The organism is Winogradskyella sp. (assembly GCF_025210595.1).
GTDB lineage: Bacteria > Bacteroidota > Bacteroidia > Flavobacteriales > Flavobacteriaceae > Winogradskyella.
The window spans coordinates 1-11755 of record NZ_JAOARH010000076.1 but is presented as its reverse complement, the minus strand read 5'-3'; the positions used below and the strand labels follow the sequence as shown (position 1 = coordinate 11755).

The window sequence follows — 11755 nt, the reverse complement described above, 5'->3', positions numbered from 1 at the left end:
AGTAGCATCATCGTTAAAGAACCAATCTTCACCACCATCCATAGACCAGCAAAGAGGAATTGTGCCAGCATTTTCAAAGTCTTCAGTATAAGGGGCCGTAAAAGTAACACACTCTGTTGTAAAGGTAAAAGGACCTACCCAAGAGCTAACATCACCACCACAATCTGATTGTACATAATATTCATAATTTGAAGCTGGCGTTAATCCTGAAACTGTAAAAGGATTTGTAACACCTGTATCTGTAGGAGTTTCTGTTTGTGTTGATCCTTCTGCAACTACTTCAATATTCCAACTCGTAGCAGTGCCATTTTCTGTCCATGAAAATTCCGCACCAGTAGCATTAATAGCTGATATTGCAAGATCAGATGGTTCTGGGCATGTTACTTCAAAAATGTTAATATCGTCAAAACCAAAACCTTCATCAGTAACAGATGTATCAGAACCAAAAGCTACTCTAAATATTACATTAGATTGCCCACCTAAACCATTAAGGGCATGTCTTGCAGTAACCCAAGCATTTGTGCCTGCCGCACCAGTGCCAGACCAACCTTCTTGTTGCCCTCCAGGGTTTCCTCCAATTGTATCGTCAGTATACCAGTTAACCGGATCTCCAAAGGCACCAACATTAACCCATGTTGTGCCACCATCAATTGAAGACTGAAGCACTGCTCCGTCCCAGCTAAACTCTATATCGTACCATATGCTCATTTCAATTGAAGGAGCAACAAGTGCAGAAAAGTCAAAAACAGGACTTGTAACCCATGAGTTTTCACTAGAGTTATAATTGCCTGTTAGGTTAGTAACCCAAGAGTTTGTTCCTGAGGCAGCACTATTGATAATGGCTCCGGCAGGTGTTCCTAAAGCCCATGTGCCATTTGTTGTGTTGTCGGCCACCCAACCACCATCACCAGACTCAAAATCCTCGGTGTAGGGAAAAGTAGTTATTTGTGCTTCAATGCTAGTAATAGCAACAAATGAAAGCAAAAATAAAAATAGAGTAATCTTTTTCATTATTAAATCGGTTTGTTAGAAATTATTTAACCCTTTATAATGCATTGACTATAAAGGATTTATTTTTTTTAAATTTAATGAGGCTTGGGGGAGCATTTTTGCACGCTGGTTAGTCGTTTTTTTTATGCCCATTCGAAGATATAAAAAATGCCTATTAACAAGATGTTAGCAATACTATAATAGATTAACTACCGTATTAATCGATAAATGGTTTAAGAAGTTTTAAGTTGAATGAAAACTGGGAAATGATCGCTATAACCTCCCTTGTATTTTTTACCAACATATGTTCTAAAAGGTTGACCTTTGAACTTGCCATGATATTGGGTTAGAAACTTTGAATTGAAAACATCTGCTTTTTTAAACTTTAGTTTAGAGGATTTAATATCGAAGAAATTATTAGTAAATAATATTTGGTCGAACATATTCCATTGAAAGTCATGATTTAAACTGCCTTTGTCATAAGAAAGTACAGTTTTAAATGGATTGTAAAGACCGCTTTCTTTTTCAATAAGAGAAATACTTTTGTCATTAGGGTTGTCATTAAAATCTCCCATTACAATTACTTTAGCATGTTCATCTTCTTTCTTTAGCTTTTTAATAATTGAATTTACAGCATTAGCCGCTGCAATCCGTTTGTGTTCTGTTTCTTTTTCGCCTTCTCTTCTAGAAGACCAATGATTAACTATAATATGAATAGACTCCTCATTAAGTTTGCCTTCAACTAATAGTATGTCTCTGGTATAATCTCTTTGACCTGATTCATCTTGAAGGTAAACAGAAAATGTTTCAGAACTTTGCAGCTCAAAACATTCATTTTTATAAATAAGAGCAACATCAATACCTCTTTCGTCCGACGAATCATAATGGACGTAGCTATAAGATTCATTAACAAGACTATCACTTTGTAATAAATCTGATAGCACTTTTTTGTTTTCTACTTCAGCAAGACCAACAATTACTGGTGCAACTTCTGTATCTTCATCACCAATTTTAGAAATTACAGATCCTAACTTTCGCAATTTATTTTCATAGCGTTTAGGAGTCCATCGTTTTGCCGAAGTTGGTAAAAAATCGTCATCTTTAGTAAAAGGATCGTTTTCAATATCGAATAAGTTTTCAATATTATAGAAAGCAATAGTATAAGTCGAATCGGTTTTATTCATGGCAATAAATATAGTTTTTTTTGAAACGTATCAAAGAATATGGCATTTGTTTAACTTTGCATTTTTAAACTATTTATGATAGAGAAAAAGAATATTACGTTAGAGAAAGTTGTATTAATAGGTATAATAACACAAGATCAAAAAGAAGAACAGTCTAAGGAGTATTTAGATGAATTAGAGTTTTTAACTTATACTGCAGGCGGAGAAGTTGTAAAACGTTTTACACAAAAAATGACTATGCCCAATCCAAAGACATTTATTGGAACTGGTAAAATGGAAGAGGTGACAGGTTTTGTGAAGGACAATGAAGTTGGAACCGTTATTTTTGATGATGAGTTATCTCCTGCACAAGAAAGAAACATTAGTAAAATACTTAATTGTAAAATCCTAGACAGAACAAACCTTATCTTAGATATTTTTGCGCAACGTGCACAAACTAGCTATGCCAGAACACAAGTAGAATTGGCGCAATGCGAATATTTACTGCCTAGACTTAAAGGTATGTGGACACACCTTGAAAGGCAAAAAGGTGGTATAGGTATGCGTGGTCCTGGTGAGACTGAAATTGAAACTGATAGACGTATTGTTAGAGATAAAATAGCTTTGCTGAAATCTAAGATAAAGACCATTGATAAGCAAATGGCAATTCAGCGAGGTAATCGAGGTAAAATGGTACGTGTTGCTTTGGTTGGTTATACCAATGTAGGTAAATCTACATTGATGAATGTTATTAGCAAAAGTGAAGTTTTTGCAGAAAATAAACTCTTTGCAACTTTAGATACAACCGTTAGAAAAGTAGTTATAGGAAACTTGCCATTTTTAGTGAGTGACACTGTTGGGTTTATTAGAAAATTACCAACGCAATTGGTTGAGTCCTTTAAGAGTACATTAGATGAAGTTAGAGAAGCCGATTTATTGCTACATGTGGTAGATATTTCTCATTCTAATTTTGAAGAGCATATAGATTCTGTTAATCAGATTTTAGATGAAATAGAGAGTAAGGGTAAGCCTACTATTATGGTTTTTAATAAAATTGATGCTTACACTCCAGAACCTTTTGATGAAGAAGATTTGTTAGAGGAAAGAACCAAAGCTAATTATAGTATTGAAGAATGGAAAAAGACTTGGATGTCTAAGATTGGTGATAGTGCTTTGTTTATTTCTGCTATAAACAAAGAGAATTTAGATGAATTTAGAAAAAGAGTTTATAAAGAAGTAAGAGAAATACATGTTACTCGCTTTCCTTATAATCATTTTTTGTACCCAGATGTTGAGGATATAGTATAAAAAGAGAAAGCCTTTCGTTAAAAATGAAAGGCTTTCTTTTTATATAATTTCTATTGTTTAGAACTTGTAACTTAAACCAATAGTATAGTAAGATTGTAAATCATTATCAGCATCTTCTAAGGCTACCTCTTGGAAGTTGGCTGCTTCTTGCTTATTACTTCTTAATGCAAAGTCAAAACCAACACCAATCATTTTCCATAACGTGTAGCTAAATGAGTTGGTCCAAGTCCAGTTAGAAAGGTCGCTATCTTTGTAACTTTGAAATGTAGATAAATTAGTTTTAAAACTAACAGCACCAATTTGTCTTGTATAGTCAGCAACAATTTTAGCACCAAAAGACGAATCAAAAACTGTGTCACCACTAGAGAATACAAAGTTATAGTTGGCAGGATGTATAACAACGACTAAATTTTCTATAGGTGTCCATGTAGCACCAACACCAAAATCTAAATATCCAGGATCATTAAAGTTATCTAATAGTGTTGTTCTATATTCTGCTAAAGCAGAAACTGCCCATTTATCACTTAGTTTGTGACCATATAAAGAAGATAAATTAAAAACATCTGTAGTTGGTTCAAAATCATCACTATCTGTATCTATATCTTTATTATCTAATTTAGTCCAGTTTAAGTTAGTTGTTAACGCATTTCTCCAGAAAAATTTTTCTTTAATTAAATTCGCAAAACCATTAACTGTAAATCCAATATTACCAGACACATTGTTTGGCGCTCCTTGCGCATACCAATTATTAAAATTAGACAAACTACCACCAATAGTACCAAAGGCACCAATTCTCCAACCTGGTAAAGCATCTATTTGCGCTTGTATTGCGTTAGCTTCAGCTTGAAACTTATCTGCTTCTGCTTGTTTTTCTGCTTTTTGAGCCTCTAATTCTTCCTTGGTTTGAGAAAAACCAAAAGTTATAGCAAACATTAAGAATGCTGATAAAAGTATTTTTTTATTCATAATTAATAAAATTTTAAGGCTACAATTATGTCTGTGTTGCCTTGGTAAAGAGTTGTTTTTTTGTTGATATTACTACTGTTTAGACATTATAAAATATAAAAAGTCACAATTTATTTCCTTTTGAATAAAGGCACAGAAGAACAAGCTTCGCCAAACATTATAGATTTAGCAATTGGCTTAAGCTTTTGAGAAAGTAACACTAAAGCATTAACAGGAACGGGTTTTTTAGAGCAACCTTTAATAATTACAAGTTGATCTTTGTAGATAGAGGAGTCTAAATTAGAAATAATCGAAGTGAAAATAACAACTTCTAAATCTTCTAAAGAACCAATTATTGTTAATTTGGAAAACTGTTGAAGCTCTAAAGCAATAAGCATGTAGGCCCAATCTGGAACAATGGCATCTGTTGAGCAATGCAAAGCTACATAGCAATCTTGGTATTGTGACCAATCAAAGTTTTTTACTGATGCTCTAAATTCTTTTTCACGTAAAATTAAACCTTCTAACAACCAATCTTTAATATCAAACAAAGTTCGCTTGCCTTCAGGATAGTAATCCTCAAGATCTATAACTTTTATCTTGCTATTAGCAACTCTATTTATAATCTCTTCTGCCATGTTATAGCATGCCAAGTTCTAATTTAGCTTCTTCACTCATTAAATCCTGAGACCAAGGAGGGTCAAAAGTAATTTCTACTTCAGCGTCTTTAACCTCGTTTATAGATTTTACCTTTTCCTCAACTTCTAGAGGTAACGTTTCTGCTACAGGACAGTTAGGTGTTGTTAACGTCATTAGGATTTTAACTTCATAATCTTCGTTAACAAAAACATCATAGATTAAACCTAATTCGTATATATCTACAGGGATTTCAGGATCAAATATAGATTTTAAAACTCTAACTATTTTATCTCCAAGAACATTAGTGTCTATTGTTGTATCACTCATCTTAGTTCAATTGTGTTTGGTATGCAATGGCATACATTTTTAATTGTTTTATCATGCTTACTAAGCCATTGGCTCTAGTAGGTGATAAGTGCTCTTTTAATCCGATTTTATCAATAAAATCGGTATTTGCTTCAATAATATCTTTTGGGTGTTGATTAGAAAATACTCTAATTAAAATAGCAATAATTCCTTTAGTAATTATAGCATCGCTATCTGCGGTAAATTCAATTTTATCATTAAGCATTTCTGCATGTACCCATACTTTACTTTGACAACCTTTAATGATATGGTCATCAGTTTTGTGTTTCTCATCGATAAGTGGAAGCGTTTTTCCTAAATCAATCATATATTGATAACGCTCTTCCCAGTCATCGAACATAGAAAACTCATCAATAATATCGTTTTGAACTTCTTCAATAGTCATAGTCTAGTGCTTTAAGGCAAAGTTACAAAATCGCTATTGTTTAGATATACTTTCTGTTATAGATAACACTTTATTAACTAAAGCTTCTATTTCTTTAGGTGGCGCACCATGATCAAAAGTTGGTGATGTCATTTTTACATCTCCTTTTATAACAGAAAAGGTTGCGTGTGCTGCACCATCATATAAGCGCTTGTCTGTTGGTGCTTTTAAAGCGTCTAGATTTTCTACATCAACTCCTTTAAGTAGTTTTTGTAAAGCCTCCCAATCTTCTTTTTTACACTCGTGAGAATTCAAGTTTTTTAATTCTCTGTCTTTAGTAATTTTTATTTCTGTTTCAGATATTTGAATGTATTCAAACGAACCTCTTGAGTTGGCTTGATAAATAATAAATACTTTGTTGTAATTATCTTTAACAATATCACTTTTTGAGTTTTGCACTTCTCTACTAGGCTTTGAAGCTGTCGTTTGTTCAGATTTGTTAGAATCTGAAACAATGTCTTTTGTAGAATTGCAAGATCCTGTGAGCATGACTAATGTAAATAAGCTAAATAAAAATTTCATACGTAAATTGTTTTATAGGTATAAGTTACATTTTTAATGCCAAACTTTTTAGGAAAGCATCATAATTGCTTTTTTTAGGGCAGCAATAAAGGTGTCTATTTCTTCTTTAGTATTATAAAACATAAAGGAAGCTCTAATGGTTCCTGGTATTTTATAAAAATCCATTATTGGTTGTGCGCAATGATGACCTGTACGTACGGCAATTCCCATTTTATCTAACAAGGTTCCTATGTCGTAAGGGTGAATGTTGCCTACATTAAAAGAAATTACAGAAGTTTTATTGTTTGATGTGCCATAGATTTTTAAATCTTCAATACATTGTAATTGATTTGTAGCATATTCTAAAAGTTCGTTTTCGTAATTAGCAATATTATCAAATCCAATAGAATTCATATAATCTATTGCTGCACCAAAAGCAATACCACCGCAGATATTTGGTGTACCTGCTTCAAATTTATGCGGTAAATCTGCATAAGTAGTCTTTTCAAAAGAAACTTCTGCAATCATTTCACCACCACCTTGATAAGGAGGTAATTTTTTGAGCCATTCTTCTTTTCCGTAAAGCATACCAACACCTGTTGGGCCACATATTTTATGTGCAGAACAGACATAAAAATCTACATCTAAAGCCTCAACATCTGGTTTTATGTGTGGACAAGATTGTGCGCCATCAACCAAAACTGCTGCACCAACAGTGTGTGCTTTTTCTATTATAGTTTCAATAGGGTTAATTGTGCCTAAGGCATTAGAAATATGATTTACAAAAACAAGTTTTGTGTTTTCATTTAAAATGGAGTCAAAATCTGAAAGAACCAATTCCCCATTTTTATTCATTGGAATAACTTTAAGCTTTGCTCCTGTTTTTTCACAGAGCATTTGCCAAGGCACTATATTGCTATGATGCTCTAAGGCAGAAACAATAATTTCATCACCATCATTTAGAAGTGAAGCAAAGCCATTGGCAACTAAATTAATACCATGAGTTGTTCCAGATGTGAAAATAATTTCATGAGAATGCTTGGCATTGAAATGCGACTGAATTTTTTGTCGTGCTTGCTCATAAGCATCTGTTGCTTCCTGACTTAGAGAATGTACGCCTCTATGGATATTAGCATTGTATTTAGTGTAATAATCTACAATAACATCTATAACCTGTTGTGGTGTTTGTGACGTGGCAGCATTGTCAAAATATATTAAAGGCTTACCGTTAACCTCTCGATTAAGGATTGGGAAGTCTTTTCTTATGTTTTGTATGTCTAGCATCTGTTTCAATTTCATATGCAAAAATACGAATACTTTGAAGTTTGCTAACAATAATTTTTTAGCTACCGTTTTAATATTTTTGTCATTTTATGTAAATACATTTAAATAAAATGTATATTTGTACTATGTATAGTAAAGAATTAACAAAAGGAACGTTACTTCCCATAATTTTAAAACTTATTAGCAGAAGGGATAAAATGTATGGTTATGAAATAACACAAGAGGTAAAAAAAATAACTTCAGGGAAAATTGATATTTCTGAAGGAGCCTTATATCCTATTCTTCACAAGCTTGAGGCTCAGGGTATTTTAGCTACTGAGAAAGTATATATTGGCAAGCGTGTTAGAAAATATTATAGTATTACTAGGGATGGAAAAAAGAAAGCCGTGGTTGTTACAAATGAAATTAATGACTTTATAGCAACACTAAATGTGATTTTTAATACTAAACCAGCAGTATAATGGAACTATCAGAGAAACATATTGATTTTATAGAAAATAGTTTAGCCTTTTATGGTGTTAAGGATAAAGAATTAAGAGAAGATTTGGTTGATCATATATGTACATATATTGAAAATGAAGAATCAAACGACTTTAATTTACTATATCAAAAAGCTTTACAGAAGTTTGGTGGATATGCCAGTTTTCAGTGTCTTCAATTAGAAACTAATTATCAGAAATTTGCCAAACAAATCATAACCATTAATAAAGTGAAATTTTCTGTCGGATTTATGATTATTATGCTTTTGGTTATGAGTTTGGTGTTTCAAATGATGCAATGGCCTTATGCTAATGCTTGGCTATTAGGTGCTATTTTACTTTCAGTTTTAGTAATTCTTCCAATTCACCTTTATAGTAAATACAAAATATCTATTCACAAATTTTCTTAAAATTAAATTTCAATGAAAAAATCATTTTACATTCTCGGTTTTATAACTTTTTTTATACTAGGTATTGGTGCAATGTTTGAATTTTTAAGCTGGCCTTATAGAGGAATAATCGTTTTTATAGGTTTTCTATGTCTTAATTTTGGGCTTATTCCAACGTTTTTCTACCAAAAATATAAGCAATGTCAATCTTAAGTCGTTGTAGATTTTTGCTCTTTGTATTTGTTGTTTGTAGTGTAAATGCTCAAACAACTATTAAAGATAGGCTTGATGAATTATTAGAAATATATAATATTAATAATGCTCCAGGTCTAAGTGTGAAGGTTCTTAAAGAAGGTAGATCTATTTATTCCAAGAGCTATGGCTTTTCAAACTTAGATTATGATGTGAAAAATTCAGATTCTACCGTCTTTAGTTTAGCTTCAATAAGTAAACAATTTACAGCTTCTGCAATTTGGGCATTAATGAATGAGGGTAAAATAGACCTTGAAGATGATGTTAGAAAGTTTCTTCCAGAATTTCCTAAATACGATAAGCCAATCAAAATAAAACACTTATTAAATCATACAAGTGGTATTAGAAACTATCATACTTTGATGGATTTATCAGGTTTTAATTACCATACTACTTATTATGATAATTCAACGGTTTTGCAATTGGCTTGCAGGCAGAAGGGATTAAATAACTTGCCTGGTGAAAAGATTAAATATTCTAATACCAATTACAATTTATTAGCACTTATTGTTGAACGTATTTCAGATCAAAATTTAGATGCTTTTCTCAAAGAAAAGATACTAACACCTTTAGAAATGAAGCATACTCATGTGAGAGCATCTCATGGAAATACAATAAAAAATAAGGCAATCGGCTATCAAAAACGAAATGGTAAATACATTTATAATGTAACTAATCAATTAAGCTATGGAGCAGGAAGTATGGGTTCTTCTATTAATGACATGACCATTTGGATGCAAATGCTGAATGAACAAATTCCTGAGTTTATTGACTTAGCTCAGTTTTTAAAAACTAGAGAAATTTTAACATCAGGTGAGCAGGCAAATTACGCGCGAGGAGTTTCCATTGATAGTTATAAAGGATTTGAAGCAGTTAGTCATGGGGGTTACGGATTTGGTACTAGAACACAGCTTGTCACAATACCAGAATTGCAAACAGGAATTATTGTACTTGCTAATTTGCAATCTATAAATGCACCTAGCATTGCTTATAAGATACTAGATGTTCTTATGGAAAACTTATCAAAAGACCAAAATCGCAATGTCATTCATGAAGCATTTAAACCTCAGAATTTTGAAAAATTTATTGGAGAGTATAAAGAGATAAATAGTGATATGACCATGACTATTTTTCAAGAAAATGATACTTTAAAATCAATAGGATCTATAGGAAGAGTAGCAGCGCCTTTGATTCAATTTGCAAATAATAAATTCCATAGAGTTAATAGTCAAAACGTAAAGTATGAATTTGAGACAGGTAAGGACTATGATATGATTATTCGTTTTGGAGGTACACCCTTTTATTTTAAGCGAGCTCAATTTATTGACTCAAAACAAGTGGAATTATCTCAGTACATAGGGTCTTTTTATTCGGAAGAACTAGACATTAATTATCATTTTTCTATAGATAATAATGTTTTAATTGTGTCTTTTGAAAATAGAACATTCAGTTTAAAGCCAATTCAAGCTAATGAATTTGGTAACGGTCAAAGGACACTATATCATTTTATGAAAGGTAGTAATGGTAATGTAACAGGTATGTTATTATCTTGTGATGGAACGGTAAACAATATAATATTTAATAAGAAAGCCACTATCGATCAATAGTGGCTTTTAACTTATTTAAAGAATTCTTTACAAATCAAATCCAATATTTACACCTAATTTATTAGCTATAATTCTGGTGATTCTATTCTTAAGTTCAGGGATTTTAACAGAATCTAATACATTGTTGCTAAAAGCAAACATTAATAATGCCCTAGCTTCTTTTTCTGGAATACCACGAGAGCGTAAATAGAACATTGCACTTTCATCAAGTTGTCCAATTGTACAACCATGAGAACATTTTACGTCATCAGCGAAAATTTCTAATTGTGGTTTAGTATTTATAGTTGCTTTATCGCTTAATAAAATGTTATTGTTGGCCTGAAAAGCATCTGTTTTTTGTGCTTCTTTTTCAACCATAACTTTACCATTAAATACTCCAGTTGCTTTATCTCCAAATATACCTTTGTAATCTTGGTGACTTTCGCAATTTGGTTCTATATGATGCACCAAAGTGTTGTGGTCTACATGCTGTTTGTTACCAATAATGGTAATACCTTTCATTGTAGAATCTATACGTTCTCCATTTTGGTAGAAGTTAAGATTGTTGCGAGTTATTTTTCCGCCAAAAGAAAAAGTATGCACCTTTACATGACTTTCTCTTTTTTGATCAATAAAAGTGCTGTCAATTAACGAAGCAGTTTCTCTATCGTTTTGTACTTTATAGTAATCTACAATAGCACGTTTATTAGCAGCAATCTCTGTTACAGAATTAGTTAAAACAGGATTGTTTGTTAGGCTTTGGTGACGTTCAATGATTTGAACATGAGAATTTTCATCAACCACAATTAAGTTACGCGGTTGTAACATTAGTGCAGCTTCATTTCCAGTAGAGAAATGTATGATTTGAATTGGTTTTTCAACCAATTTATTTTTAGGTATATGGATATAGGCTCCTTCAGCAGAAAAAGCAGTATTTAATGAAGATAACCCATCTTTTGTGGCGATTTTATTGAAGTGATTTTCAATAATCAATCTGTACTTTGGTTTGGTTAATGCCGCAGACATTAAGCAAACATCTATACCATCATGAGTGGTTTGTGATAAATGTGATGAGTACTTTCCATCTATAAAAATAATTTTATAAGAATCTATATCGTGGATGAAGTACTTCTTTACATCTTTAAAGTCTAAAGCTTCTTCGTTTTTTGGAAATACGCTATAATCGTGTTTAAGGACAGAATTTAGTGATGTGTATTTCCAGGCTTCTTGTTTCTTATTTGGAAAACCTTCGCTTTCAAAATGTTTTATGGCTTCAGTTCTTATATCATGTATAGGAGAATCTATATCTACTGTATTCTCAAACGCCATGAAAGAAGATACTAACTTTTCTTTTAATTCCATATGTTATTAAGTCTTCAGTTACCGGTCTTCAGTTAGCAGTTTTTATTGGTTGCGTAGTGATGACTGT

Annotated in this window: 13 protein-coding genes; 4 read left to right on the top strand and 9 right to left on the bottom strand. The window is 32.1% G+C overall.

The annotated features are described in order from the left end of the window. Together N4A42_RS07985 and N4A42_RS07980 are read right to left on the bottom strand one after the other, a co-directional pair. Window positions 1-1011: fibronectin type III domain-containing protein (locus tag N4A42_RS07985; protein ID WP_294072493.1), on the bottom strand; the 1011-nt coding region annotated here is incomplete at its 3' end. 212 nt (window positions 1012-1223) lie between these two features. After that, complete coding sequence (locus tag N4A42_RS07980; RefSeq protein ID WP_294072491.1) at window positions 1224-2174, bottom strand: endonuclease; 951 nt, start codon at window positions 2172-2174, stop codon at window positions 1224-1226. Between the two features lie 75 nt (window positions 2175-2249). Between N4A42_RS07980 and hflX the strand changes: the two genes are divergently transcribed. Then, window positions 2250-3461 (top strand): GTPase HflX, encoded by a 1212-nt coding sequence (gene hflX, locus N4A42_RS07975; RefSeq protein WP_294072488.1) that lies wholly within the window; start codon window positions 2250-2252, stop codon window positions 3459-3461. 57 nt (window positions 3462-3518) lie between these two features. On the opposite strand, the gene N4A42_RS07970 is transcribed toward hflX, so the two are convergent. From N4A42_RS07970 to N4A42_RS07945, 6 genes are all read right to left on the bottom strand, one after another. After that, complete coding sequence (locus N4A42_RS07970; protein WP_294072486.1) at window positions 3519-4427, bottom strand: DUF3078 domain-containing protein; 909 nt, start codon at window positions 4425-4427, stop codon at window positions 3519-3521. A gap of 110 nt (window positions 4428-4537) precedes the next feature. Then, window positions 4538-5044, bottom strand: coding sequence for a DUF2480 family protein (locus tag N4A42_RS07965; protein ID WP_294072483.1), 507 nt, complete (start codon window positions 5042-5044; stop codon window positions 4538-4540). Between the two features lies 1 nt (window position 5045). Next, complete coding sequence (locus N4A42_RS07960; RefSeq protein ID WP_294072480.1) at window positions 5046-5372, bottom strand: DUF59 domain-containing protein; 327 nt, start codon at window positions 5370-5372, stop codon at window positions 5046-5048. Between the two features lies 1 nt (window position 5373). Beyond that, the gene (locus N4A42_RS07955; protein ID WP_294072477.1) at window positions 5374-5796 is read right to left on the bottom strand and encodes a SufE family protein; all 423 of its coding nucleotides are present in this window, start codon (window positions 5794-5796) and stop codon (window positions 5374-5376) included. A gap of 33 nt (window positions 5797-5829) precedes the next feature. Next, on the bottom strand, window positions 5830-6357 hold the full coding sequence (locus N4A42_RS07950) for a hypothetical protein (RefSeq protein WP_294072474.1): 528 nt from the start codon (window positions 6355-6357) through the stop codon (window positions 5830-5832). A gap of 48 nt (window positions 6358-6405) precedes the next feature. Next, window positions 6406-7620, bottom strand: a complete 1215-nt coding sequence (locus N4A42_RS07945) for an aminotransferase class V-fold PLP-dependent enzyme (protein WP_294072471.1) — start codon at window positions 7618-7620, stop codon at window positions 6406-6408. 125 nt (window positions 7621-7745) lie between these two features. On the opposite strand from N4A42_RS07945, the gene N4A42_RS07940 reads away from it, so the two are divergent. From N4A42_RS07940 to N4A42_RS07930, 3 genes are all read left to right on the top strand, one after another. Next, window positions 7746-8081, top strand: coding sequence for a PadR family transcriptional regulator (locus N4A42_RS07940; RefSeq protein WP_294072496.1), 336 nt, complete (start codon window positions 7746-7748; stop codon window positions 8079-8081). Beyond that, window positions 8081-8509 (top strand): hypothetical protein, encoded by a 429-nt coding sequence (locus tag N4A42_RS07935; protein WP_294072468.1) that lies wholly within the window; start codon window positions 8081-8083, stop codon window positions 8507-8509. The genes N4A42_RS07940 and N4A42_RS07935 overlap by 1 nt, the downstream gene beginning before the upstream one ends. 179 nt (window positions 8510-8688) lie before the next feature. Beyond that, window positions 8689-10347, top strand: coding sequence for a serine hydrolase (locus tag N4A42_RS07930; protein ID WP_294072465.1), 1659 nt, complete (start codon window positions 8689-8691; stop codon window positions 10345-10347). A 27-nt stretch (window positions 10348-10374) separates the two neighbouring features. Here the strand turns inward: N4A42_RS07930 and sufD are convergent, their stop codons facing one another. Further along, window positions 10375-11688: a Fe-S cluster assembly protein SufD gene (sufD, locus tag N4A42_RS07925; RefSeq protein WP_294072462.1), complete on the bottom strand. Its 1314-nt coding sequence runs from the start codon at window positions 11686-11688 to the stop codon at window positions 10375-10377. Between the last annotated feature and the right edge of the window lie 67 nt (window positions 11689-11755).

Excerpts from the sequence above, each read along its gene's own strand:
- N4A42_RS07980 (WP_294072491.1), bottom strand. The coding sequence starts at position 2,174 with ATGAATAAAACCGATTCGACTTATACTATTGCTTTCTATAATATTGAA.
- hflX (WP_294072488.1), top strand. The coding sequence starts at position 2,250 with ATGATAGAGAAAAAGAATATTACGTTAGAGAAAGTTGTATTAATAGGT.
- N4A42_RS07970 (WP_294072486.1), bottom strand. The coding sequence starts at position 4,427 with ATGAATAAAAAAATACTTTTATCAGCATTCTTAATGTTTGCTATAACT.
- N4A42_RS07965 (WP_294072483.1), bottom strand. The coding sequence starts at position 5,044 with ATGGCAGAAGAGATTATAAATAGAGTTGCTAATAGCAAGATAAAAGTT.
- N4A42_RS07960 (WP_294072480.1), bottom strand. The coding sequence starts at position 5,372 with ATGAGTGATACAACAATAGACACTAATGTTCTTGGAGATAAAATAGTT.
- N4A42_RS07955 (WP_294072477.1), bottom strand. The coding sequence starts at position 5,796 with ATGACTATTGAAGAAGTTCAAAACGATATTATTGATGAGTTTTCTATG.
- N4A42_RS07950 (WP_294072474.1), bottom strand. The coding sequence starts at position 6,357 with ATGAAATTTTTATTTAGCTTATTTACATTAGTCATGCTCACAGGATCT.
- N4A42_RS07945 (WP_294072471.1), bottom strand. The coding sequence starts at position 7,620 with ATGCTAGACATACAAAACATAAGAAAAGACTTCCCAATCCTTAATCGA.
- N4A42_RS07940 (WP_294072496.1), top strand. The coding sequence starts at position 7,746 with ATGTATAGTAAAGAATTAACAAAAGGAACGTTACTTCCCATAATTTTA.
- N4A42_RS07935 (WP_294072468.1), top strand. The coding sequence starts at position 8,081 with ATGGAACTATCAGAGAAACATATTGATTTTATAGAAAATAGTTTAGCC.
- N4A42_RS07930 (WP_294072465.1), top strand. The coding sequence starts at position 8,689 with ATGTCAATCTTAAGTCGTTGTAGATTTTTGCTCTTTGTATTTGTTGTT.
- sufD (WP_294072462.1), bottom strand. The coding sequence starts at position 11,688 with ATGGAATTAAAAGAAAAGTTAGTATCTTCTTTCATGGCGTTTGAGAAT.